The organism is Cryobacterium sp. Y29 (assembly GCF_002929825.1).
Taxonomy (GTDB): Bacteria; Actinomycetota; Actinomycetes; order Actinomycetales; family Microbacteriaceae; genus Cryobacterium.
Genome location: NZ_PJJN01000031.1, coordinates 176083 through 199182 on the forward strand (window position 1 = coordinate 176083; position 23100 = coordinate 199182).

Consider the following 23100-nt stretch of genomic DNA (forward strand, 5'->3'; position numbering starts at 1 on the left):
AGGGGTTATGTCTGATGGCCCCCTGATTGTGCAAAGTGACCGCACGGTGTTGCTCGAAGTTGCCCATCCTCTTGCCGAGGATGCTCGTCACGACCTCGCCGTTTTCGCAGAGCTCGAACGCGCCCCCGAGCACATCCACACCTACCGCATCACGCGGCTGGGCCTGTGGAATGCCCGGGCGGCAGGGCACGATGCGTCCGACATGCTCGCGACGCTCGAGAAGTATTCCAAATTCGCCATACCTCAGACGGTCAGCGTGGATATCACCGAGACGGTCGGTCGCTACGGGCGACTCGTCATTGAACGTGACCCCGAGGGTTCCCTCGTACTGCACAGCAGTGACCAAGCCGTTCTCACCGAGATCGCAGGGGCGAAGCGCATTGCGCCACTGTTGATCGGGCATCCTTCCCCGGAAACGTATCTCGTCGGAGCCTGGGCTCGCGGGCAGCTCAAGCAGGAACTGGTGAAGCTCGGGTGGCCCGCCGAGGACCTTGCCGGGTACACACCAGGCACCCCGCACGATATTGCGCTGAAGGAAGACGGCTGGTCGCTACGTGACTATCAGAACAAGGCCGTAGCGAGCTTCTTTGACGGCGGCAGCGGCGTCGTTGTGTTGCCCTGTGGCGCTGGCAAGACCCTCGTCGGCGCCGGGGCCATGGCCACCGCGAAGACCAACACGCTCATTCTGGTGACCAACACCGTCTCGGCCCGCCAGTGGCGCGACGAACTGCTCAAGCGCACGACACTGACACCGGAGGAGATCGGCGAATACTCCGGACAGGTAAAAGAGGTCAAGCCGGTGACCATCGCGACCTACCAAATTCTCACGGCGAAGCGCAAGGGCGAGTACGCCCACCTTGAACTGCTCGACGCCATGGACTGGGGCCTGGTGATCTACGACGAGGTACACCTGTTGCCCGCTCCCGTGTTCAAACTCACCGCCGAATTGCAGGCGCGCCGCCGCCTCGGCCTCACCGCCACCCTGGTGCGCGAGGACGGCCGCGAGGGCGATGTGTTCAGCCTGATCGGCCCGAAGCGGTTCGACGCCCCATGGAAGGAGATCGAGGCCCAGGGCTTCATCTCCCCGGCCAACTGCTACGAAGTGCGCATCGACCTGCCGCAGTCGGAGCGCCTCAGCTATGCCGCCGCAGCGGACGATGAGCGCTACCGCATGGCCGCGACCGCGCCGGCCAAGCTCGGCGTGGTGCAGGCGCTGATCAAGAAGCACGAGGGCGAACGCATCCTCGTGATCGGCCAATACCTCGACCAGATCGATGAACTCGCCGAGGTCTTGCATGCCCCCCAGCTCACCGGTGCCACCCCGGTCGACGAACGCGAACGTTTATACCAGGCGTTCCGCGTGGGCGAGGTGAAGGTACTCGTGGTGTCGAAGGTCGCGAACTTCTCGGTCGACCTGCCCGAGGCGACCGTGGCCATCCAGGTGTCTGGTTCGTTCGGCTCCCGCCAGGAGGAGGCCCAGCGCCTCGGCCGGCTGCTGCGCCCGAAGGAATCTGGACTGTCGGCGAACTTCTACACGCTCGTCGCCCGCGACACCGTCGACCAGGACTTCGCGCAGAACCGCCAGCGTTTTCTCGCCGAACAGGGCTACAGCTACACAATCCTCGATGCGCAGGGCCTCACCGCCCAGACCCTGGTCGCCTGACCCGTGTCGCCTGACCCGTATCTCCACGGACGGGGCCCGGGCCCCGTCCACGGGCCCAGCTTATAAACTGGGCCCCGGAACATAAGGTGGGCCCAGCGCATGCTGCCCGCCCGCCTCAGCTCAGGATTGTCGGCGGGCATACCGCAGGAACAGCATGTCGCCGGCGCGCAACACGTGCAACAACTCCATAGCGCGAGTCGCCGCGCTTGTCCCGACAGCGATGCGCCCGGCAGAGCCCCCCTCGAGCGCCGGGGCGAGGCTCAAGCAGAGCTCGTCGACGCGGTCCGCCGCAACGAGGTCTCCGAATAAGTGCGGACCACCCTCGCAGAGAATCTGGGGCAGACCGCGCTCAGCGAGCTCCGCCACCATGCGTCGCGGGTCAACCCTGTCCTCACCGCAGTCGACCACGTCAGCGCGCGAGGCGAGCGCCGCCCGCCGGTCGGTCGGCGCTGCGGCATGGGTCAGCACAATTGGTCGGGTCGCCGCATCCGTGAAAACCGGATGCCCGGGGTCAAGATCCAGCCGACCCGACACGATTGCGACCCGGGGCTGGGCGGCCAGGCCGGCCTGCACGCGCCAGGTCGCGTCGTCCTCTGGCAGCAGAATGCCGCCGTAGCCCTCGGCGCGCACCGTTCCGGCACCGACCAGAATGACGTCGGTGAGCAGCCGTAGGGTGTCGAAGACGATCTTGTCGTCGGCGTTGTTCAGGCCGCCGCTGAGCCCCTCATGCGTTGCAGCACCATCGAGGCTGGCGATGAAGTTGACGCGCACCCGCGGCAGCGATCGGGCGGCCACTCGGTAGTGCTCGATCAGTTCGGCCCGCGGAGGCAGTTCGGCCCGCATCAGGCGAGGTTGTGGCGCTCGTAGGCGGGCTCACGAAACCCGAGGATGGCCTCGGTCATGCGCACGGCGTCGACGGCGGCCCGCACGTTGTGCATGCGCACGATGCGGGCACCCTGCAGAATACACACCGTCATGGCGGCCAGAGAACCCTCCACGCGTTCACCGCGTGGCCGGTCCAGGCTCTCCCCCACAAAATCTTTATTAGACACGGCGACCAGAGTCGGCAGGCCGAGTCCGGTGATCTCGCCGAGCCGCCGGGTCAGCTCGAGCGAGTGTCTGGTGGTCTTGTTGAGGTCGTGGCCCGGGTCAATAATAATTCGCTCCCGCAAAACGCCGCGTCCCATAGCCCGATCAACCCGGGCCAGCAGAAACTCGCGGACATCGGCGACGACGTCGTCATAGTGCGGTGCCGGGTGGGGCCTGCGCGGCGCGGCCAGGCTATGGGTTATCACGAGTGTGGCGTCGCTGTCCGCGACGATGTCGGCCATGGCCGGATCATGCACGCCCGTAGTGTCGTTGATCACGTGCGCGCCGGCGGCGATGCTCGCGGCGGCCACTGCCGGGTGAAAGGTATCGACCGAGATGACCACGCCCGAGCCTCGCAGTGCCTCGACCACCGGCACCACTCGGTCGATCTCCTGTTCGATGGGCACTGCCGGCCCGGGCGCGAATTTGGCACCGCCGATGTCGATCCAGTCGGCCCCATCGGCAATTGCCCGATGCGCCGCCACAACGGATGCGTCGAGCGCGAACGTTGCGCCCTGGTCATAGAACGAGTCCGGCGTGCGATTGACGATGGCCATCACGGCCACCTCTCGATCGAAGTTGAAGGTGCGGCCGCCGATCACCCGGCGCGGGGCATCTATTTGAGGCAACGTCAGTGCCGTTTCGGGGGTCGTGCGGTTCATAGCGGTCCTCACCTGTGAAGCGAATCGATCGTCCATGACCATCATGTCGGTAATCCGCGTCGCGCAGCGGATATCTGCCACCCATCTCCGCACACACCGTCCACTGTCAGCAAAGCTCCAGCTAACGCGCAGATACTGGGGTCATGACTGACGGCCCCCGCATCCTTATCGTCGATGACGAACCCAATATCCGCGATCTCCTCACCACCAGCCTCCGCTTCGCCGGTTTCGCCGTGCGCGCTGTTGGCAATGGCGCGCAGGCCATTTCCGCCGTACTCGAGGAGGAACCGGACCTCATCATTCTCGACGTCATGCTGCCGGACATGAACGGCTTCGGGGTGACCAAACGCCTGCGTTCGGCCGGTTATACCGCCCCGATCCTGTTCCTGACCGCCAAGGACGATACCGAAGACAAGATCACCGGCCTCACCGTCGGCGGTGACGACTACGTGACCAAGCCATTCAGCCTTGACGAGATCGTCGCTCGCATCAAGGCGATCCTGCGTCGCACCATGCACGCTGACGAAGACGCGGTGATCCGGGCTGGCGAGCTCACCATGGATCAGGACACCCACGAGGTTCTCGTAGGCACGGAAGCCATTGAACTGAGTCCTACCGAGTTCAAGCTGCTGCGCTACCTCATGCTCAACCCCAACCGCGTGCTGTCCAAAGCGCAAATTCTGGACCATGTCTGGGAGTACGACTTCAACGGTGACGCCGGAATTGTGGAGAGCTACATTTCCTACCTGCGCCGCAAGGTTGATGTGCACTCGAGCGAACCACTCATTCAGACCAAGCGTGGCTTCGGCTACATGCTCAAGGCTGCCAAGGCTTAGTCACGGCGCACGTTATACACAGCGAGCTTTCGTAGACTGAATCCAAATGCACGAAACCCTGTCGAGACGGTGGAGCAGCATCTCCCTCCGTTCCAAGATCACCGGCGTCACGGTGCTGATGCTCACGCTCGGCCTGCTTGTTTCGGGCATCGGCACCATGGCAATGCTGAAGCAGTACGTGGTGACGCAGGTCGACACGCAGCTGCAGGTCGACACGCAAACCGCGCTCAGCGGCTATTCGGCGAGCGTGTTCTCGCAGGGCGACACCGAGGGCGTCGCGTCGGACTACTTCGTGGCCCTCTACGACCAGGACGGTACCCTGATCACGCGTACCTGGCAGGAACGCGACCACGCCGAACTGCCGGTCGTGGGCATGCCGCTCGACCTGAAACGGGTCTCGCAGCTTGACGGGCAGATCCAAACCCTGTGGGACGCTGCCCACGACACCGAGTTTCACGCGATCATGGTTCCCGTGGTGATCAGCCCCACCGGCACCTATGGCACCCTCGTCATGGCGGTGTCGCTCCGGCCGACCGAGAACACCATGGCCACCTACCTCACGATCTTTCTCGGCTTCGGCGCTGGCGTTGTCTTGATCGGAGCCATGCTCACCCGGGTGCTCGTCACGACCACCTTCGTGCCGTTGCGTGAGGCAGAGCAGACGGCAGCGGCCATCGCCGACGGTGACTTCAGCCAGCGGCTCGGTGGTGCGACCCCCAACACCGAGGTCGGTCGCCTCAACCGTTCGCTCAACATCATGCTCAGCCGCATCGACCGTGCCTTCAAGGACCGCGCCCGCACCATCGACCAGATGCGTCGTTTCGTCGGCGACGCAAGCCACGAATTGCGCACCCCCCTCGTCTCCGTTCGTGGCTACGCCGAGCTGTACCGCATGGGCGCGCTGCAGACGCCCGAAGATGTTGCACAGGCCATGGAACGCATCGAAAAAGAGGCCATTCGCATGGGTGGTTTAGTCGAGGATCTGCTCGAACTGGCCCGCCTCGATGAAACCAAGCCGCTGGCTTTGACCCCGGTGGATCTCGTTCCACTGGCCCGCGACGCCGCCCTCGACACCATGGCCAGTTCCCCTGGCCGCCAGGTCACTGTGCTCACTCCCCCGCCGCCGGTTGGGCCGCGCGGCGACGACCTCGACGTGACTCTTGACGGGAACCCTGGAGAAATTCTTCCCGTCGGGCATGACTCGTCGGAGAGCGTCACCACGGGCACCATCACCCGGCCGCCGGGAACCGGCACACCAACCGGAGCGATCGCCTTTGCCGGAGCCACCTTGGCCCGGCTGCGCACCCGCAAGCCCCGTCGGGGAAGCCCTGTTATGCCCGACGCCGACCTGACCGCGCTGCCGGTGGATACGCCACTACCGCCGATCGTCATGGCTGAAGAGAATAAGATTCGCCAGGTCATCACCAACCTCATGGGCAACGCGATGCGTTTCACCGCCACTGATAGCCCGATCGAACTCGAAGTCAAGGTGGATTCGCACACCCAGCGGGCTTCGATCGCCGTGATCGACCACGGTGAAGGTATTCCGCCGCAGATTCGAGAGAAAATCTTTCAGCGCTTCTGGCGCGCCGACTCCTCTCGCGCCCGTGAAACCGGCGGTAGCGGGCTCGGGCTGGCTATCGTCGCCGCAATCGTCGCGAGCCACAACGGCACGGTCGACGTCATCGAAACCCCGGGCGGAGGCGCGACTTTTCGCGTTTCACTCCCGCTCGCCGGCTCGGCGAGCGCCCCGCAGCACGCGCAGCCCGTCATTCCGTAGGGATTTCGCCGCATCCTCCACAGGCCACCAGCGCCGGCATGCGCGCACAGATCCGTTTCGAAGAGCGGATGCCGCCCGCCCACCTTCTACGCTCACAGTCACCAACCACTGTTATGTAGGAGAAGGGCACACCATGACAAGCTTCCAGGTCGACAGCGATGCGGTACAGAGCACGGCGAGTACCGCCCGTGGCACCATTGCGCGCGTGCAGGCAGATGTCGGCGATCTCAACGCCCAGCTGACCAGCCTCGAAGGCTTCTGGACCGGCCAGGCTTCCGCGGCCTTCCAGGGGGCGTTCGCCGAGTGGCGCGGCATGCACCAGCAGTTGGAAGAGAGCCTGACTCTGCTCAATCAGGCACTGAGCGTCGCCGGGCAGCAGTACGCCGAGACCGAGCAGGCGAACACCCGTCTGTTCGCCCGCTAGGCGGGTCGGCGGGTGCTTTCGGCGGTAGGTGGCGTTCATCCGTGTGCGCTGTCACGCGCGGGATGACACCATCTCACTCCGCCGAGCCTCGAGTATTCTTGAAAATACGGGGATTCTCGGTGCTAGACTGACAGATACTCACAAGCGCCGCCACCGCGGCCACTCGGACAGCCGACTCGCGCACACGCGGCCGGCACCATCGAGACATCACACCAAGCACCAAGGATGAGATGACTCTCTCTGCCCCCATTCCCGCCGCAGTACCGTCGACAGGGCCTCCCGATCCGCCCCCGGAAAACAAAACCCGGGTCAATAAGACGGTTTTCTTCGGATCAGCCTCCGGTATCATCGCCATCGCACTCTGGGCGATCCTCGCCCCGACCAACGCGAGCGACGTTATCGCCGCCGTCGTCGACTGGGTGTCGGTCAACCTCGGCTGGTACTACTTCCTGATCGTCACCGTCGTTCTGGTCTTCGTCATCGTCGTCGCCCTCTCCCGGGTCGGTAAAACTCGTCTGGGTCCCGACCACTCACGCCCACAGTTCAGCCTGTTCACCTGGACGGCCATGCTGTTCGCCGCAGGAATCGGCATCGACCTGATGTTCTTCTCGGTCTCCGAGCCGGTCACGCAGTACCTCGCCCCGCCCACCGGCGACGGCGGTTCCGTCGAGGCCGCACGTCAGGCCATGGTCTGGACGCTGTTCCACTACGGCATCACCGGCTGGGCGCTCTACGCCCTGATGGGCCTAGCCCTCGGCTACTTCGCCTATCGGCAGAACCTGCCGCTGAGCATCCGTTCGGCGCTGTACCCGATTTTCGGCAAAAAGATTCACGGCCCGATCGGTGACGTGGTCGACATCGCCGCAATTCTCGGAACCATCTTCGGCATCGCGACGAGCCTCGGAATCGGCGTCGCCCAGCTCAACTACGGCCTGACCTTCATGTTCGGAACGCCGGAGACCGTTCTGGTGCAGGGCTCTCTCATTGCCCTGAGCGTGGTCATGGCGACGATTTCCGTCGTCTCCGGGGTCGAGAAGGGCATTCGACGCCTGTCGGAACTCAACGTCCTGCTCAGCGTTGGTCTCATGCTATTCATTCTTATCGTCGGCAACACGAGCTTTCTGCTCGACGCCATCATTCTGAACATCGGCGACACCCTCAGCCGGTTCCCGGCGATGACTCTCAACACATTCGCTTACAACCGCCCCGACGAGTGGCTCAACTGGTGGACCCTGTTCTTCTGGGCGTGGTGGATCGCCTGGGCACCGTTCGTAGGCCTGTTCCTGGCCCGCATCAGCCGCGGCCGCACCATCCGCGAGTTCGTCGCCGGCACCATGATCGTTCCGTTCGCGTTTATCCTGCTCTGGATCGCCGTCTTCGGCAACAGCGCCCTCGCGATCGTCATCGGCGGAGACGCCGGCTTTGGCGAGGTGGCGATGAATTCACCGGAGCGCGCCTTCTACTCGCTGCTGGCCGAATTCCCGTTCGCCCCTGCAACGGCCGCGATCGCCACGTTCACGGGTTTGCTGTTCTACGTCACGAGCGCCGACTCCGGTGCCCTGGTGATGGCGAACTTCACCTCGCACCTCAAAGATTCCGAATCCGACGGTCCCAAGTGGCTGCGCATCTTCTGGGCGGTGACCACCGGCGTGCTGACAATGTCGATGCTGCTGGTCGGCGGCATCCCAACCCTACAGAATGCCACCATCATCATGGGGCTGCCGTTCTCGGCGGTGCTGCTGCTCGTCATGCTGGGGCTGTATCGGGCGCTGCGGCTCGAGCAGTCTCTCACCGACAGTTACCGCGCGAGCCTGCCCGGACTGCTGTCCGGCCGCAGTACCGACCCGGCCCGCGCGCGTAACTGGCGCCAGCGGCTGAGCCGCGCGATGAGCTACCCCGGCCCGCGCCAAGCCGAACGCTTCCTGTCGGGCGTGGCACTGCCCGCCCTGCAGGAAGTGCGCGACGAACTCGTGACGCAGGGCGCCGAGGTGACCCTGTCGAAGGGCGTCGTCGACGGCCTGCAGCTACCGCACCTCGACCTGAACGTGTCCATGGGCGACGAGCGCGGGTTCAAATACCAGATCTACCCAGTGCAGCTCGACACCCCGACCTACGCCGTACGGGCGGCCAGCGCGAGCGGAAAGTACTACCGCATGGAGGTCTTCTCCCTCGAGGGCAGCCACGGCTACGACCTCATGGGCTACAGCAAGGAGCAGGTCATCACCGACGTGCTCGACCATTACGAAACGCACCTCGACTTTCTGCACCTCAACCGGGCAGAGCCGGGAAACACCGCCCTCGCCGAGGACCAGGTGGCCAAAGACAATTGGGAAGCCGATTTCGAATCGGACGAGGTCAAACAATGAACACTCTGAACGATTCTGCTGTGCCGGCCACCCTGTTCATCAACGGCGCCTGGGTGCCCGCGAGCGACGCCGGCACCCGCGAGATCCGCTGCCCGGCCGACCAGAGCGTCGTCGGTACGGTCAGTGAGGCGACCACAGCGGATGTCCACGCCGCCATTCACTCCGCCCGCACCGCTTTCGACAGCCACGTTTGGAGCGCGGTTCCGGCGCCGGAACGCGGCGACTTTCTGCTGCGTGTCGCCGCCGAACTGCGCGTACGTCGCGCAGAGTTCGCCCGCGCCGAAACCCTCGACACCGGCAAACGCCTGGTCGAGAGCGAGATCGACATGGACGACATCGCGAATTGCTTTGCCTACTTCGGCAAGCTCGCCGGGCAGGACAGCGGACGCATCGTCGATGCCGGCGACGAGAGCGTCGTCAGCCGCATCGTGCACGAACCCGTCGGCGTCTGCGGCCTGATCGCGCCGTGGAACTATCCGCTGCTGCAGGCCGCGTGGAAGATCGCTCCGGCCCTTGCCGCCGGCAACAGCTTCGTACTCAAGCCGAGCGAGCTGACCCCGCACACCAGCATGCTCATGATGATCTTGCTCGACGACCTCGGCCTTCCGGCCGGCGTCGCCAACCTCGTGCTCGGCGCAGGCGCCGTGGCCGGGGCGCCGCTCTCCAGCCACCCCGATGTCGACCTCGTTTCATTCACCGGCGGACTCGAAACCGGCAGGAAGATCGCCGCGGCCGCCGCTGGAACGGTCAAGAAGGTCGCGCTCGAACTCGGCGGTAAAAATCCCAACGTGATCTTTGCCGACGCCGACTTCGACGCGGCGCTGGACAATGCGCTCAACGGCGCGTTTGTGCACTCGGGGCAGGTCTGCTCGGCGGGCGCGCGCATCGTGGTGGAAGCATCCGTCGCGGAGAAGTTCGTCGACGAGCTGGTGCGCCGCGCGAACCAGATTCGTCTCGGCGGACCGTTTGATCCAGAGTCCGAAACGGGGCCGCTGATCAGCGCAGCCCACCGCGACAAGGTCACCGCCTACGTGGCGAAGGGCATCGCCGAGGGCGCGCGCCTGCGCGCCGGCGGGACCTGGGGCGAGGGCGACCTCGCCCAGGGCTACTACTACACGCCGACCATTCTTGACCAGGTGTCGAGCGGCATGTCCGTTGTGATCGACGAAGCTTTCGGCCCGGTGGTGACGATTGAAACCTTCGAGACCGAAGCCGAAGCCGTGCGCATCGCCAACGACACCGTCTACGGCCTGGCCGGCGCGGTCTGGACCCAGGACGCCGGCAAGGCCCAGCGCGTTGCCAAGGCCCTGCGCCACGGGACCGTCTGGATCAACGACTTCCACCCCTACCTGCCACAAGCGGAATGGGGCGGCTACGGCCAGTCGGGCGTCGGCCGCGAGCTCGGTCCGATGGGCCTCGGAGAGTACCAGGAGACCAAGCACATCTACCAGAACACGGCACCGGCCGTGACGGGCTGGTTTCAGCGGCGCTAGCGGGCATCCGCTCACCGGTATGACAGGAACACCCAGATTAGGAATCAATTGACCACTGCAACACCAGCTACTCCCACCGAATTCGACTACATCGTCATCGGGGGCGGATCGGCGGGGGCCGCCGTTGCCGCACGGCTCTCGGAGGACCCGACCGTTGAGGTCGCCCTCGTGGAGGCCGGTCCGGACGACCGCGGGATCGACGCCATTCTCCAGCTCGACCGCTGGATGGAATTGCTCGAGAGCGGCTACGACTGGGACTACCCCATCGAACCGCAGGAACACGGCAACTCGTTCATGCGGCACGCCCGCGCGAAAATCATGGGCGGCTGCTCGAGCCACAACTCCTGCATCGCCTTCTGGGCACCCGCGGAAGACCTCGACGACTGGGCCGGTAAGCACGGCGCGACCGGTTGGGAGGCCGCCAACACCTTCCCGCTGTTCACCAAGCTGGAGACCAATGAAGACCAAGCTCCGCACCACGGCCAGGATGGCCCCGTGCACCTGATGAATGTGCCGGCCAACGATCCGTGCGGGGTCGCCCTGCTGGATGCCTGCGAGCAGGCCGGTATTCCGCGCACCACGTTCAATGCGGGCACAACCGTGATCAACGGTGCGAACTTCTTTCAGATCAACCGACAAGTTGACGGCACGCGGGCATCGTCCTCGGTCTCCTACATTCACCCGATCATGGAACGCCCCAATTTCACGCTGCTCACCGATCGGCGTGCGCGCAAGCTCGTCTTCGACGAGAACAAGCGCTGCACCGGCGTTGATGTTGTCGACGCCGCCTTCGGTAAGACGCACCGCCTGAACGCCCGCGCCGAGGTCATCCTCTCGGCCGGCGCCATCGATTCACCGAAGCTGCTCATGCTCTCCGGTGTCGGTCCGGAGGAGCAGCTCGCCTCGTTCGGCATCGAGGTAATCGCGGACTCCCCCGGCGTCGGCGAGAACCTGCAGGACCACCCCGAAGGCGTCATTCAGTGGGAGGCCAAACGGCCAATGACCGATACCTCCACGCAGTGGTGGGAAGCCGGCATCTTCACCACGACCGAGGACGGCCTCGACCGTCCCGACCTCATGTTCCACTACGGCTCCGTACCGTTCGACATGCACACCGCGCGCCACGGATACCCGACCACGGAAAACGGATTCTGCCTGACTCCGAACGTGACCCACGCCCGGTCACGCGGTACGGTGACGCTGCGCAGCAGCGACTATCGCGACAAGCCCAAGGTGGACCCGCGCTACTTCACCGACCCGCACGACATGCGCGTGATGATCGCCGGTATCCGCAAGGCCCGCGAGATCGTCGGGCAGCCGGCCATGGCCGACTGGGCGGGTGAAGAGCTGTACCCCGGCATCGACGTGCAAACGGATGCTGAGATCACCTCCTATATCGAGAAGACCCACAACACGGTTTACCACCCGGCCGGAACCGTGCGCATGGGCGCGATCGACGACGTGTTCTCGCCACTCGACCCGGAGCTGCGAGTAAAGGGTGTCACCGGCCTGCGCGTCGCCGACGCCTCGGTGATGCCAGAGCTCGTCACCGTCAACCCGAACATCACCACAATGATGATCGGTGAGCGCTGCGCTGAGCTGGTGAAGGCGACCCGCACCATCCGCTAGCACGCAGACCGATAGATACATAAAAGTGGGCGCCTCCCGAAGGAGACGCCCACTTTTATGGTCTTGCTAGCGGCGGGACTTAGAAGTCCATGCCACCCGAGGGGTCGCCGGCCGGAGCCGAGTTCTTCTCGGGCTTGTCGGCAACGACGGCCTCGGTGGTGAGGAACAGTCCGGCGATCGACGACGCGTTCAGCAGCGCGGAACGGGTGACCTTCACCGGGTCATTGATTCCGGCAGCGATCATGTCGACGTACTCGCCGGTGGCGGCGTTGAGGCCCCATCCGACGGGCAGGTTGCGCACCTTGTCGGCGACGACGCCGGGCTCCATGCCGGCGTTGAGCGCGATCTGCTTGAGCGGGGCGTCGATGGCGACGCGCACGATGTTGGCGCCCGTTGCCTCGTCGCCGACGAGGTCAAGGACAGCCTTGCTCTCGAATGCGGTCTTGCCAGCCTGGATGAGTGCAACGCCACCACCGGCGACGATGCCCTCTTCAACGGCAGCCTTGGCGTTACGCACTGCATCTTCGATGCGGTGCTTGCGCTCCTTGAGCTCAACCTCCGTAGCGGCTCCGGCCTTGATGACAGCAACGCCGCCAGCAAGCTTGGCGAGGCGCTCCTGGAGCTTCTCGCGGTCGTAGTCGCTGTCCGTGTTCTCGATCTCGGCACGGATCTGCGAGACGCGACCGGCGATGGCTTCGACGTCACCGGCACCCTCGACGATTGTGGTCTCGTCCTTGGTGATGACGACCTTGCGGGCGTTACCAAGCAGGTCGAGCGTGACGTTCTCGAGCTTGAGGCCGACCTCTTCCGAGATGACCTGTCCACCGGTGAGGATGGCGATGTCCTGCAGCTGAGCCTTGCGACGGTCTCCGAAGCCCGGAGCCTTGACGGCGACGGACTTGAAGATGCCACGGATCTTGTTTACAACGAGCGTGGCCAGGGCCTCACCGTCGACGTCTTCCGCAATGATGAGGAGCTGCTTGCCGGTCTGGATGACCTTGTCCACAATGGGGAGCAGGTCCTTGATGTTGGAGACCTTGGAGTTGACGATCAGGATGTAGGGGTCTTCGAAGACCGCTTCCTGACGATCAGGGTCGGTGACGAAGTACGCCGACAGGAAGCCCTTGTCGAAGCGCATGCCCTCGGTGAGCTCGAGCTCGGTGCCGAAGGTGTTCGACTCCTCGACGGTGACAACACCTTCCTTGCCGACCTTGTCGATGGCCTCGGCGATGATCGCGCCGATTTCGGTGTCTCCGGCGGAGATCGACGCGGTCGCGGCGATCTCTTCCTTGGTCTCGATCTCCTTGGCGCTGGCGATGAGCTCGGCGATGACAGCAGCCGTGGCCTTTTCGATACCGCGCTTCAGGCTGATCGGGTCAGCGCCGGCTGCGACGTTGCGCAGACCTTCGCGAACCAGGGCCTGGGCCAGGACGGTTGCGGTGGTCGTGCCGTCGCCGGCAACGTCATCCGTCTTCTTGGCGACCTCTTTGACGAGTTCCGCACCGATCTTCTCGTACGGGTCGTCGAGTTCGATCTCCTTGGCGATGGACACACCGTCGTTGGTGATCGTGGGGGCGCCCCACTTCTTCTCCAGAACGACGTTGCGGCCGCGCGGGCCGAGGGTGACCTTGACGGTGTCGGCCAGAATGTTCAGGCCGCGCTCAAGCCCACGACGGGCCTCTTCATTGAATGCAATGATTTTTGCCATATGTGTAACTCGTCCCTCCCGGACGTTCCAAATGATGATGGGGTTGGCACTCAGGTGACGAGAGTGCTAAGTCGATTCTGGCACTCTGGGGTCGAGAGTGCAAGCGAGCATCTGGGGTTACGCCGGGTCAGCTACAGACCGTCAGGGAACGAGATCGGTCGAGCCGGTGCCGTTGGGCACCAATTGAAACCAGGTATTGCCCGGAGCTAGCCGTATTGTTACTCCATGAGCGTCGACAAGGCGGATCGGTGAGGTCTGAGAGCTCTTGCTCCAGGTGGCCGCAAGCGTCTTTCCACCGGTCGAGATCGACGCTTCACCCGAAGCGATGAGCTCGGTCTTGGGAATGCTCTGGTCGACGGTGACGTCCACCCGCAGCACCACAACATTAGTGGCCGCCAGCTGCACACCGTCGCCGGTGACGTCGGGCGTGCCGTCCTGGGCGCGCAGGTAGGCGGTGGCTTCAGCATTCCAGGTCCAGCTGCGGGCACTCGAGTTGGAGAACCTGGTGTTGATCACTGAAATCGGAGCGCCGTCCACGACAGCGGACGCCCCGGCGAGAGTGGCCGCATAGGCGTACTGCTGGGCAGGCGGGGCAACTGTGACGTTGCGGTTAGCGAATTCCTTGGCGGCGAGGATTACGTTGTGCGGGGCCGCGGTAGCTTTCGATCGGGAGAACAAACCGGTCGTGTCGTAGTCGAAGATGGCGCTGATCTGACCGGTCGCGGTCATGGCCTCGACGAATCGCTCCTGGCCGCCCGAATACGAAACGAGTCCGCCGAACGGGGCGATAATATCGGGGTCCATCGGGCGGATCGACCGTACCGGCCCGACCTGGTCAGGAATGCTCGACTGCCACACGGCGACGTACCGGGTGATGCCACCCTCGACCAGTTCTTCGAACACGAGGTCGGTGCGGTCGATCGCGACCTGCGGGCGGGCGGCCACGTGGTTGTCGATCTTGGCTGCGAGGGAGGGGTGCGCCGGCGACCCGACTGCGACAGCAATGCCGGTGAGCGGTGCGATCTCCGTGGCGGCGGGGGCCGCATAGCCTGAAGCCCAGGCGGGGGTTGGAGTCTGGGTCGGCGTCGCGCTACTGCCGGAGCATCCGCTCAGCAGCAGTGCCGGCACGATCAGGGTGAGCAGGACCGCGGACTTCAACGGTCGTGTCGTGCGGGCTGTCTTTTTCTTGATCACCGGTAAACACTAATGCCGCCCGTTGCAGCGGGCGGCATTAGGTGGGGGACAGACCCCGATTACGGGGTGTGTCAGGCCGGTCGAACCGATTCAGCCTGGGGGCCTTTCGCTCCGGCACCGACCTCGAAGACTACCTGCTGGCCTTCTTCAAGAACCTTGTACCCGCTCATGTCAATGGCGGAGTAGTGGACGAAAACGTCTTGCCCTCCCCCATCGACAGTGATGAAGCCGAAACCCTTTTCAGCGTTGAACCATTTCACGGTTCCGTTCGCCATGTGTTACTCCTTGCTCAATTTCGACGGCACCGCCCATTGGCTGTTCCGGGCCCTGTCGCAAAAACTGCGTTCATTCTGTGCGAGCAGCAAATCCCCGAGAGCAAGTCTTCTGTTTCAAGTTACCTACTGGTGCAAGTTACCTTGGGCGAGCGTTCTTGATCCGGGCGGGTAATGCCCGAACAAAATGTGTGACCAAGTCCAGATAGTACTGAAGCCACGGCGAAAGAACAGGGGCTTGACGAATCGGGCAATGCCCACTAAGTCCGAAGTTTTGACTGCCTATCAGCCCGCTGGCAGGACGTAGTCGTTGCCGACGACGACGGTGAGGGCCGCTCCCGAATCGACGAAGCCGGTCGAGAAAACGATCTTCGATCCCGGCAGTGAAGCAGCGATGCCGCGGGCGGCGCCTTCCTGGCTGGCATCGGTGTAATAGATGACGGAAATCGGTTCCGTGTCGGTGCTCGCGTTGCCGGTGGCGTTGACCACCCAGCCAGCGGCGGTAAGCGTGTCACTGACGGATGCTGCGACGCCGTTGGTCGCGGAGCCGTTCAACACATTCACGGTCAGCGCCGGGTCGACGGTCGCTTCGGCGGTCGGAATAGCGGTCTCGGTGGGGACCGGAGTCGAGCTGGGCGACGACAAGCCGGGGAAACTGGAAAAGTCGAGGCGGTTGTTGATCGCGAAGATTCCGACCACGCCGACCGCGATCAAGAGCACTGTGGCGCCGAGCGCCCACCAGAACCCGATCCAGCCGCGGCCCCTTTTCCGGGGAGCACGGTGGGCACCGACTCGGTCGAGGGCATGCATGTGGGTGTCGAAACGGTCTTTCGCAAATTTTCGCGCCATAGTGATTGGATCCTTGATTGGCCGGTCGCCTCGTGCCGGCGAAATGCGGTCAGGTACTAGTCGTGAGCGGGCAGCGAACGACTGGCGCGCGCCTCGGATCGGGCGGAACGCATCCGCTGCAGTCGGTTCACGAGCATCGGGTCGAAGGCCAGTGCCAACGGTGAATCGACCAGCGCCGCCAATAGCTGATAATAGCGCGCGGCCGAGAGACCGAAGGTGGCGCGGATAGCCTCTTCCTTGGCGCCGACATGCCGCCACCATTGCCGTTCAAAGGTAAGCACTGCGGCGTCGCGTTCGCTGAGTTGGGTCAAATCCGGGGTACTTATGGCGGGCGGAGCGGGAGGTTGCGCGTGGGTCGGTGTTCTCTCACTCATTGATGTATCTTTCCCCCAAAGCAGTTTTGACGGGTTATCCGACGCTCTCATCCTATTTGTGAGCGGCTGGATGTTGCCTCCGGCACGCCCGGAACGCCGGAGTCGCGGGGTCTATCGCCGTGCAAACACTGCGAAACGGCCGGGCCTGGAATGCGGGTACTGCCACACGAGTTTAGGCTGAGTAGACGTTGTCCGTTTGTGGACGGCCGGATCGAAGGGACATCCACCATGGACTACGCAATCAAGAAGTCAAACAGCGAGTGGCGCTCCGAACTGGGTGACGAAAAATTCGCCGTGCTCCGCGAGGCTGGTACCGAGCGCCCCGGAACCGGCGAGCTGCTCGACGAGAGTCGGGCTGGCACGTACACCTGCGGCGCCTGTGACGCTGAGCTGTTCAAGAGCGGCACCAAGTTCGATTCCGACTGCGGCTGGCCAAGTTTCTACGAGTCGGTGCGACCCGAAGCGGTCGAACTGCTCGAAGACCGTTCGCTCGGCACCGTGCGCACGGAGGTCCGCTGCGCAAACTGCGGCTCGCACCTGGGTCACGTTTTTCCCGACGGATTTGGCACTCCGACCGGCGATCGCTATTGCATGAACTCGATCTCGCTCACCTTCACGCCCGCCGAGTAGCGCGGTGAGCCTGCCTCCCTCAACAACGAAAGTTGTCCCGTCTGCGGTCTTCCAAGCCGTCAATTGCCGACGCAGCTACTCTAAAGTGACGGCATCCGCGCCTACCCGGGCCGAGTTGTTGCCCTTGGTAGGCGCAGCCGCGCGGGTGGCCGATCACGGTGCGCTGCGGCCGTGGCGCCTGCTCGAACTACGCGGCGAAGCGTTGGAGCGGCTGGGAGCGGCATTTGTGGCGGCATCCGCTTGTCAGGGCAGTGAGGCCGTCAAACTCGCCGGCAAGCCGTTGCGGGCGCCACTGCTGATTGCCGTCGTCGCCGTGCGGCGGGCCAGTGACAAGGTGGCCGACTGGGAGCAGGATGCGTCGGCGGCCGGCGTCGCGCACCTGCTCACGCTACTTCTTGACGATGCCGGCTGGGGTGCGATGTGGCGCACCGGCCCGTTCGTGCGCACGGCAGCGGTACGTGCGGTGCACGGCCTCGCCGACAACGAGGAACTGCTCGGATGGCTGTATGTCGGCGGGATTCCCGCGGACTGCAAGCCTGGTGTGCGGCTGTCGATAGACCCCGTCGAGTTCCTCGACGTTCTCTGATCGAACGCGGGTTCTCGGCGCGGGTTTTGGGCGCGAGTTCTGGACTCGGGTTTTCGGCGCGGGTTTTCGGCGTGGGTTCTCGACGCGGGTTTTCGGCGCGGGTTTTCGGCGCGGGTTCTAGGCGCGAACATGGCCGGGGCGACGCCAGCGCACCGCGGCAATGACCACGGCCACGAGCGCCAGTGCGGTCCCGACGATGGTCGTCACGCCGAGCGGATGCCCCGCCGTTGGCGCGAGCAGATCCAGCGCTAGGGCGCAGACCAACTGGCCGGCCACGATGCACAGGCCGAGCATGAGTACCCCGGTCGTGCGCACGACGACCGCGGCCCCGGCGATGAAGACGCAGCCGATGAGTCCGCCGGTGTAAAGCCACGGATTTCCCGGCAAGTCGAACGCGAAACCGACCAGCAGGCCGTGCACGAGGGCGGCGAGTACGAGGGCGATGGTACCGGTGAGAAAGTTCAGAAAGGTCGCGGTGAGCGCGCTCTGGGCAGTGGCCCGCACCTGACCGTTGACAGCCTGCTGCCAGCCCTGGCCGATACCGGCGATCAGCGGCAGCGCTAGCAGCCAGGGCGCCCCGCTGCCGCGCAACTCGCCACTCACCGTGAAGGCGACGGCGATCAGGGCGAGCACGGCACCAACGATTTTTGACGCGTGCAGAGGACGTCGCCCGCCCGGGCCGATGCCGAAGCGGTCCATGAGCACGCCGCTCACGGTTTGGCCGGCCACTACGGCAACCGTGAACAAGGCGATGCCAAGCGGTGCGGCGACGAGGCCCTGCGACAGCACGAACAAGGCGCCGGCCAGTCCGCCGAACAGGTGCCACCAAGACAGGTGGTTCGCTGCAACGCCGCGCGCGACGAGTTGCAGGCCGCGGCGTCCGCTGCGGAACACGATGAGTCCGAGGCTGAGAACAATCAGGCCGGAACCAAAAGAGATGACGGCGGCGGTGAATCCGTCGCCGATTCGGTGCCCGAGTTCGCCGTTCACCCGTGATTGCACGGCGTATAGTGCGCCGATCAGCACGGAGAAGACAAGGGCTAGCCAGACCGGCACAGTGGATGCCGCGAGCGCGGCCGACGCATCCGTTCGTTTTCGTGCGCGGGCCTGGGTCACCTCGTAATTCTACGAGAGAGAGTACGTTGCCGCGCCGCCCGGCCTCCCCGGACATTTCGACCAAGCCTGGGCCGCTGGGCCGCTGGGCCGCTGGGCCGCTCGACCACTGGGCCGCGGCGCCGCTGGGCGCACCTTGTGACCCCGGGCCCAGTTTATAAACTGGGCCCACGGTCCGGGCCCGGGCCCCGTCCGTGAGAGACAGGGCGGGACGAGTCAAGCGGCGCGCACTTGAATCTGGCCGGGGGCGGCTCCGTCGCTGCCGAAGACCAGGCGGCGGTTGGCGATCTTGTCGGTGAAGAAGCGGTCGTGACTGACCACCACGACGGCGCCGGGAAAGTGCACGAGGGCGCGTTCCATCACCTGGGTGCTCGACATGTCGAGATGGTTGGTGGGTTCGTCGAGCAACAGCACCGAAGCTCCGGAAAGCAAACACTGGGCCATCGCCACGCGGGCGCGCTGGCCACCCGAGAGAGCACCGATCTTCTGCTTGAGATCGGCCTCGCTGAACTGGAACATGGTCAAAAAACGGTTGACCGACTTTTTCGTCGCGGTGAGGGCAAGGCTGCCCGGCATGGCGTTGACGGCATGGCTGACGGTATCGGTCTCGTCGAGCTCGGCCAGAATTTGATTGTACGAGACGACGCCGGCGCCGCTGGCCCAGGCGACCGAGCCGTGGTCGGCCGTCTCCTCACCGGTGAGCACCCGCAACAGGGTGGTTTTACCGCTGCCGTTGCTGCCGAGTACGACGATGCGGTTGCCGCGGCGCACCTCGAAGCTGAGGTTTTCGAACAATAGTTTGTCGCCGTAGCGCTTGGCGAGGCCGTCGACCCGACACAGCACATCCTTCACGTGCAAATTGCCGTAGATCTCGGTGATGATCTGGTCGACCGGGCGCGGCGTGCGCGATTTCTTGATGTGGGCCAGCTGGTTGCCGAGCTGGCGGCTCTCCGCCTTGGCGGCTTGCCGACGGTCGGCGATTCCCTCGGCTTCGAAGGCGAGCAGCTCGGATTCGTGCACGAACTGAGCCTGAAGAGTCTTGAGCCGAAACTGCTTCTGCACGATGTACTCACCGAAGTTGCCGGGATACTCGTGCAGGTGAAAGTTTTCCACCTCGATGATGCGGGTGACGACGGCGTCAAGAAACTTGCGGTCGTGGGAGACGACGATGGCGGCGCCCGTGAAGCTCGTGAACCAGGCTTCGAGCCACTCAACGCCGGCCACGTCGAGATAGTTGGTGGGTTCGTCGAGTAGCAGCACGTCGGGGGCTTCGAGCACGATCTTGGCCAGGGCCGCACGGTTGCGCCAGCCGCCGGACAACTCGTCAATCGTGCAGACGCGGTGCGCCTCGTTGAACCCGAGGGTGGTCAACGCGGTGTCAATGTGGCGTTTGTAGTCCCAACCGTCCAGGCGGTCCATCTCCTCGAATAGCTCACCCTGCCGAGTGATCAGCCGGTCGAGTTCTGCGCTGGCCGAAGCGTCGAGGGCGATTGCCGCGTCGATCGCCGCGAGTTCCGCCTCAATCGCTTTCACGTCCACGAACAACGCGTCGAGCACCTCGGTGATCGTTTGGGCGCCGTTGAGTTCTGAGAACTGGGAAAAGTAGCCGACCCGGATACTGTCCTCGAGCGTGACCTCGCCGGTGTCGGGCGAGACCTGGTCGAGGATGAGCTTGAGAATGGTGGATTTGCCGGAGCCGTTCTTGCCGATCAGGCCGACCCGGTCACCGGGTTCAAGGCGAAAGAACGCTTCGCGCAGAATCTGCGTGTTCTCGAAGCGAATACTGACGTCGTTCAGCCGGATCAGACTCATGCGTGTTTCCTCTCAGGGCGCGCGGGCATCCGCACCTAAAACCCCCGCCATCAGTGTACGTGGCGACCCTGTTCGGCCCGGCGGCTGGGGCCATAGGGTAGGCCCACGACGCATCGCCGTCACGGCCGCGCCCGCTGCGCTTGGCGTATCGCGGGCGCCCATCCGGTTGAAAACTCACTCACGCTTCTGGCGCGGGAGCCGTGGGGCCGGCCACGGGACTTGAACCCGTAACCCCCACTTTACAAGAGTGGTGCGCTACCAATTGCGCCAGGCCGGCATGAGGCGCGAAGCCTCAGTTCCCCATCCTAAATGATTTCAGCGCTGCCACGGGCAACAGCCAAGCGGAGGCGCGTGGCGCGAGTTGAAGCATCCGCTTCGAAGACGTGGCAGACTACCCGCCGGGGGTGGGATTTGGCGTCGGCGTTGAGGTGGAATACGTCTCGCCGAGGGCCACCTGCACGAAGGATGCGAACTCTTTCGGGTCTTCGAGCTCTCCGGTATATGGCTTGCCGTTGACCAGAATGGTCGGTGTTCCGATGATGGACTCCATCGAGGAATTGGGGATAGGACCGTCGAGCGCACGGTTGGTTGCCGCTGTGACCCACGACTCGTAGGTGCCGTCCTCGATGCAGGCATCGATGTTGGAGAGGGCTGTGCTCACACCGGATTTACGGACGACGGTTTTGATCTCGTCGTCGCTGCGGCCGGGCGATGTTTCTTCCGGCTGGTCGACGAACAGGGCGGAGCTGAAGGCGAAGAAATCATCTGGTGAGTAATTGGCAACGCACGCTGTCGCGTTCGCTGCGCGCAGGGAGTACTTGGTGCCGGCGGATTTGCTCGTGAGAATAGCTACCGGGTGGATTTCCACTGTTGCCGCGCCGGAGTCGACCCATTGGGCGATCTGTTTGTTGTTGGCGTTTTCGAAGTCGCCGCAGAGCGGGCAGAGGTAGTCGACGTAGACCCGGATGTTGGCTACGGCGCCGGTGGTATCCGGCTCGGACGGCCTCGGGTTTGCGTCAGGCTGCAATGCGGGTGTCAGAGTGGTGACCATTCCCTCACCGATGAGAGCGCCGTCACTGGCCATGTTCTTTGGGCCCGGGCCAGCCGGTTTGATCGAATTCATAATGATGACGGAAACCAATACGACGATCGCGACGGCTGCGATCGCGATGCCGCCTTGCAAAAATACCTTGTTCCGGCGGTCCTTCTTTTTTTGACTGACTCGAAGCTGCTTGGCTTTCACCCGGGCGGCGTCACGCCGCCGGTTTTTTGCGGGACTGCCGTCGCCTGATCCGCTAATAGTCATAAAAAATCGCTTTCCAGAAGAGGTAGCGCGCGTGAAGGCGCCTCTGAAATAGTAGGTCCAGTGACTGGGAATCGACCAAACGGGGTGCGGACCCGCGCGGGGGCATCCGTCGTGTAATGTTGAGCAAAACGCGTGCTATGGCACACGAAGCACAAATCCTATTCACAACGGATCGTCCGGCACGTTCCTGCCGGTGAAGGAGAAATAATCATGGCTTCAGTGACCTTTGACAAGGCAACCCGGCTTTACCCGGGGTCCACCAGGCCGGCTGTTGACCAGCTCGACCTCCAAGTCGCCGATGGCGAATTTCTGGTCTTGGTCGGCCCGTCCGGCTGTGGCAAGTCCACGTCACTGCGCATGCTCGCTGGTCTCGAAGAGGTCAACGACGGCAATATCTTCATCGGCGAGCGTAATGTAACGGATGTTCCCCCGAAAGACCGCGATATCGCCATGGTCTTCCAGAACTACGCGCTCTACCCGCACATGACCGTCGCCGAGAACATGGGTTTCGCGCTCAAGATCGCCGGCATCAACAAAGATGAGCGTGCCGCTCGCGTGCTCGAAGCGGCCAAACTGCTCGATCTGGAGCCGTACCTCAGCCGCAAGCCGAAGGCACTCTCCGGCGGCCAGCGTCAACGCGTTGCCATGGGCCGCGCGATCGTTCGTCAGCCGCAGGTGTTCTTGATGGACGAGCCGCTCTCCAACCTCGACGCCAAACTGCGCGTGCAGACGCGCACCCAGATCGCTTCGTTGCAGCGTCGGCTCGGCGTCACCACCGTCTATGTAACCCACGACCAGACCGAGGCTCTCACCATGGGCGACCGGATTGCGGTCCTGAAGGACGGCGTTCTGCAGCAGGTCGGTTCGCCCCGCGACCTGTACGCGAAGCCGCAGAACGTATTCGTGGCCGGTTTTATCGGCAGCCCTGCGATGAACCTGTTCCTCGCGGACACCGTCGATGGCGGCATCAAGTTCGGCACGGCCACCGTTCCCGTGCAGCGCGAGACGCTCGCGAGCTCGACCGGCAAGAAGGTCACCGTTGGCATTCGCCCGGAGGACATCCAAATGTCGTCCACCGCCGGCGACGGCCTGCAGATCGAGGTCGACCTGGTTGAGGAGCTCGGCGCTGACGGCTACCTCTACGGTCACTCCACGATCGAGGGCAAGCGCACCGACATCGTCGCGCGCGTCGACGGCCGTTCGCACCCGAACGCCGGTGAGACGGTGTACCTCACTGCCACGCCGAACCACCTGCACGTGTTCGACGCTGAAAGCGGCCTGCGCCTCGGCGGCGCCGTCACCGACTAGTCAGTA

The 23100-nt window shown here is 64.1% G+C and carries 20 protein-coding genes and 1 tRNA gene; 10 read left to right on the forward strand and 11 right to left on the reverse strand.

Annotated elements, in window-relative coordinates; translation table 11 throughout:
* The first annotated feature begins 7 nt into the window (after nucleotides 1-7).
* Nucleotides 8-1663 carry a DNA repair helicase XPB gene (locus CXY74_RS07755; RefSeq protein WP_104199904.1) on the forward strand — a complete coding sequence of 552 codons (1656 nt, stop codon included), beginning with the start codon at nucleotides 8-10 and terminating at the stop codon, nucleotides 1661-1663.
* Nucleotides 1664-1783: 120 nt separating this feature from the next.
* Here the strand turns inward: CXY74_RS07755 and CXY74_RS07760 are convergent, their stop codons facing one another.
* Both CXY74_RS07760 and folP read right to left on the reverse strand, forming a co-directional pair.
* The gene (locus CXY74_RS07760; RefSeq protein WP_104199905.1) at nucleotides 1784-2506 is read right to left on the reverse strand and encodes a pyrimidine reductase family protein; all 723 of its coding nucleotides are present in this window, start codon (nucleotides 2504-2506) and stop codon (nucleotides 1784-1786) included.
* Nucleotides 2506-3414 carry a dihydropteroate synthase gene (gene folP, locus CXY74_RS07765; RefSeq protein ID WP_104199956.1) on the reverse strand — a complete coding sequence of 303 codons (909 nt, stop codon included), beginning with the start codon at nucleotides 3412-3414 and terminating at the stop codon, nucleotides 2506-2508. The genes CXY74_RS07760 and folP overlap by 1 nt, the downstream gene beginning before the upstream one ends.
* Nucleotides 3415-3557: 143 nt before the next feature.
* Between folP and CXY74_RS07770 the strand changes: the two genes are divergently transcribed.
* From CXY74_RS07770 to CXY74_RS07795, 6 genes are all read left to right on the forward strand, one after another.
* On the forward strand, nucleotides 3558-4250 hold the full coding sequence (locus CXY74_RS07770) for a response regulator transcription factor (protein ID WP_092112483.1): 693 nt from the start codon (nucleotides 3558-3560) through the stop codon (nucleotides 4248-4250).
* Between the two features lie 46 nt (nucleotides 4251-4296).
* On the forward strand, nucleotides 4297-6030 hold the full coding sequence (locus CXY74_RS07775) for a HAMP domain-containing sensor histidine kinase (protein ID WP_104199906.1): 1734 nt from the start codon (nucleotides 4297-4299) through the stop codon (nucleotides 6028-6030).
* A gap of 133 nt (nucleotides 6031-6163) precedes the next feature.
* Entirely contained in the window at nucleotides 6164-6454 is a 291-nt protein-coding gene (locus CXY74_RS07780) for a WXG100 family type VII secretion target (protein WP_104199907.1), read from the forward strand.
* 230 nt (nucleotides 6455-6684) lie between these two features.
* Nucleotides 6685-8820 carry a choline BCCT transporter BetT gene (betT, locus tag CXY74_RS07785; protein ID WP_104199908.1) on the forward strand — a complete coding sequence of 712 codons (2136 nt, stop codon included), beginning with the start codon at nucleotides 6685-6687 and terminating at the stop codon, nucleotides 8818-8820.
* Nucleotides 8817-10313 (forward strand): aldehyde dehydrogenase family protein, encoded by a 1497-nt coding sequence (locus CXY74_RS07790; RefSeq protein WP_104199909.1) that lies wholly within the window; start codon nucleotides 8817-8819, stop codon nucleotides 10311-10313. The genes betT and CXY74_RS07790 overlap by 4 nt, the downstream gene beginning before the upstream one ends.
* 48 nt (nucleotides 10314-10361) lie before the next feature.
* A complete protein-coding gene (locus CXY74_RS07795; RefSeq protein WP_104199910.1) occupies nucleotides 10362-11942 on the forward strand; it encodes a GMC family oxidoreductase in 1581 nt (526 codons plus the stop codon).
* Between the two features lie 79 nt (nucleotides 11943-12021).
* Here CXY74_RS07795 and groL read toward each other — a convergent pair whose 3' ends face one another.
* The 5 genes from groL to CXY74_RS07820 form a co-directional block, all read right to left on the reverse strand.
* The gene (groL, locus tag CXY74_RS07800) at nucleotides 12022-13650 is read right to left on the reverse strand and encodes a chaperonin GroEL (RefSeq protein ID WP_104127600.1); all 1629 of its coding nucleotides are present in this window, start codon (nucleotides 13648-13650) and stop codon (nucleotides 12022-12024) included.
* A 141-nt stretch (nucleotides 13651-13791) separates the two neighbouring features.
* Nucleotides 13792-14844 (reverse strand): DUF3048 domain-containing protein, encoded by a 1053-nt coding sequence (locus CXY74_RS07805; RefSeq protein WP_104199911.1) that lies wholly within the window; start codon nucleotides 14842-14844, stop codon nucleotides 13792-13794.
* A 71-nt stretch (nucleotides 14845-14915) separates the two neighbouring features.
* The gene (locus CXY74_RS07810) at nucleotides 14916-15119 is read right to left on the reverse strand and encodes a cold-shock protein (protein ID WP_035834941.1); all 204 of its coding nucleotides are present in this window, start codon (nucleotides 15117-15119) and stop codon (nucleotides 14916-14918) included.
* A 282-nt stretch (nucleotides 15120-15401) separates the two neighbouring features.
* Nucleotides 15402-15965 carry a LytR C-terminal domain-containing protein gene (locus tag CXY74_RS07815; protein ID WP_104199912.1) on the reverse strand — a complete coding sequence of 188 codons (564 nt, stop codon included), beginning with the start codon at nucleotides 15963-15965 and terminating at the stop codon, nucleotides 15402-15404.
* A gap of 56 nt (nucleotides 15966-16021) precedes the next feature.
* Entirely contained in the window at nucleotides 16022-16339 is a 318-nt protein-coding gene (locus CXY74_RS07820) for a DUF3263 domain-containing protein (protein WP_104199913.1), read from the reverse strand.
* A gap of 228 nt (nucleotides 16340-16567) precedes the next feature.
* Here CXY74_RS07820 and msrB point away from each other — a divergent pair, with 228 nt between their 5' ends.
* Both msrB and CXY74_RS07830 read left to right on the forward strand, forming a co-directional pair.
* The gene (msrB, locus tag CXY74_RS07825) at nucleotides 16568-16969 is read left to right on the forward strand and encodes a peptide-methionine (R)-S-oxide reductase MsrB (protein ID WP_104199914.1); all 402 of its coding nucleotides are present in this window, start codon (nucleotides 16568-16570) and stop codon (nucleotides 16967-16969) included.
* 4 nt (nucleotides 16970-16973) lie between these two features.
* The gene (locus tag CXY74_RS07830; RefSeq protein ID WP_370446134.1) at nucleotides 16974-17555 is read left to right on the forward strand and encodes a nitroreductase; all 582 of its coding nucleotides are present in this window, start codon (nucleotides 16974-16976) and stop codon (nucleotides 17553-17555) included.
* Nucleotides 17556-17672: 117 nt separating this feature from the next.
* Here the strand turns inward: CXY74_RS07830 and CXY74_RS07835 are convergent, their stop codons facing one another.
* The 4 genes from CXY74_RS07835 to CXY74_RS07850 form a co-directional block, all read right to left on the reverse strand.
* The gene (locus tag CXY74_RS07835; RefSeq protein ID WP_233193283.1) at nucleotides 17673-18671 is read right to left on the reverse strand and encodes a DMT family transporter; all 999 of its coding nucleotides are present in this window, start codon (nucleotides 18669-18671) and stop codon (nucleotides 17673-17675) included.
* 213 nt (nucleotides 18672-18884) lie between these two features.
* Nucleotides 18885-20480: an ABC-F family ATP-binding cassette domain-containing protein gene (locus tag CXY74_RS07840; RefSeq protein ID WP_104199915.1), complete on the reverse strand. Its 1596-nt coding sequence runs from the start codon at nucleotides 20478-20480 to the stop codon at nucleotides 18885-18887.
* 201 nt (nucleotides 20481-20681) lie between these two features.
* Nucleotides 20682-20757 (reverse strand) — tRNA-Thr (locus CXY74_RS07845).
* A 114-nt stretch (nucleotides 20758-20871) separates the two neighbouring features.
* Nucleotides 20872-21786, reverse strand: coding sequence for a thioredoxin domain-containing protein (locus tag CXY74_RS07850; RefSeq protein ID WP_104199916.1), 915 nt, complete (start codon nucleotides 21784-21786; stop codon nucleotides 20872-20874).
* 210 nt (nucleotides 21787-21996) lie between these two features.
* Between CXY74_RS07850 and CXY74_RS07855 the strand changes: the two genes are divergently transcribed.
* Nucleotides 21997-23094: an ABC transporter ATP-binding protein gene (locus CXY74_RS07855; protein ID WP_104199917.1), complete on the forward strand. Its 1098-nt coding sequence runs from the start codon at nucleotides 21997-21999 to the stop codon at nucleotides 23092-23094.
* Nucleotides 23095-23100: the final 6 nt, after the last annotated feature.

Excerpts from the sequence above, each read along its gene's own strand:
- groL (WP_104127600.1), bottom strand. The coding sequence starts at position 13,650 with ATGGCAAAAATCATTGCATTCAATGAAGAGGCCCGTCGTGGGCTTGAG.
- CXY74_RS07770 (WP_092112483.1), top strand. The coding sequence starts at position 3,558 with ATGACTGACGGCCCCCGCATCCTTATCGTCGATGACGAACCCAATATC.
- folP (WP_104199956.1), bottom strand. The coding sequence starts at position 3,414 with ATGAACCGCACGACCCCCGAAACGGCACTGACGTTGCCTCAAATAGAT.
- msrB (WP_104199914.1), top strand. The coding sequence starts at position 16,568 with ATGGACTACGCAATCAAGAAGTCAAACAGCGAGTGGCGCTCCGAACTG.
- betT (WP_104199908.1), top strand. The coding sequence starts at position 6,685 with ATGACTCTCTCTGCCCCCATTCCCGCCGCAGTACCGTCGACAGGGCCT.
- CXY74_RS07775 (WP_104199906.1), top strand. The coding sequence starts at position 4,297 with ATGCACGAAACCCTGTCGAGACGGTGGAGCAGCATCTCCCTCCGTTCC.
- CXY74_RS07780 (WP_104199907.1), top strand. The coding sequence starts at position 6,164 with ATGACAAGCTTCCAGGTCGACAGCGATGCGGTACAGAGCACGGCGAGT.
- CXY74_RS07840 (WP_104199915.1), bottom strand. The coding sequence starts at position 20,480 with ATGAGTCTGATCCGGCTGAACGACGTCAGTATTCGCTTCGAGAACACG.
- CXY74_RS07810 (WP_035834941.1), bottom strand. The coding sequence starts at position 15,119 with ATGGCGAACGGAACCGTGAAATGGTTCAACGCTGAAAAGGGTTTCGGC.
- CXY74_RS07755 (WP_104199904.1), top strand. The coding sequence starts at position 8 with ATGTCTGATGGCCCCCTGATTGTGCAAAGTGACCGCACGGTGTTGCTC.
- CXY74_RS07790 (WP_104199909.1), top strand. The coding sequence starts at position 8,817 with ATGAACACTCTGAACGATTCTGCTGTGCCGGCCACCCTGTTCATCAAC.
- CXY74_RS07855 (WP_104199917.1), top strand. The coding sequence starts at position 21,997 with ATGGCTTCAGTGACCTTTGACAAGGCAACCCGGCTTTACCCGGGGTCC.
- CXY74_RS07820 (WP_104199913.1), bottom strand. The coding sequence starts at position 16,339 with ATGAGTGAGAGAACACCGACCCACGCGCAACCTCCCGCTCCGCCCGCC.
- CXY74_RS07815 (WP_104199912.1), bottom strand. The coding sequence starts at position 15,965 with ATGGCGCGAAAATTTGCGAAAGACCGTTTCGACACCCACATGCATGCC.
- CXY74_RS07760 (WP_104199905.1), bottom strand. The coding sequence starts at position 2,506 with ATGCGGGCCGAACTGCCTCCGCGGGCCGAACTGATCGAGCACTACCGA.
- CXY74_RS07850 (WP_104199916.1), bottom strand. The coding sequence starts at position 21,786 with ATGACTATTAGCGGATCAGGCGACGGCAGTCCCGCAAAAAACCGGCGG.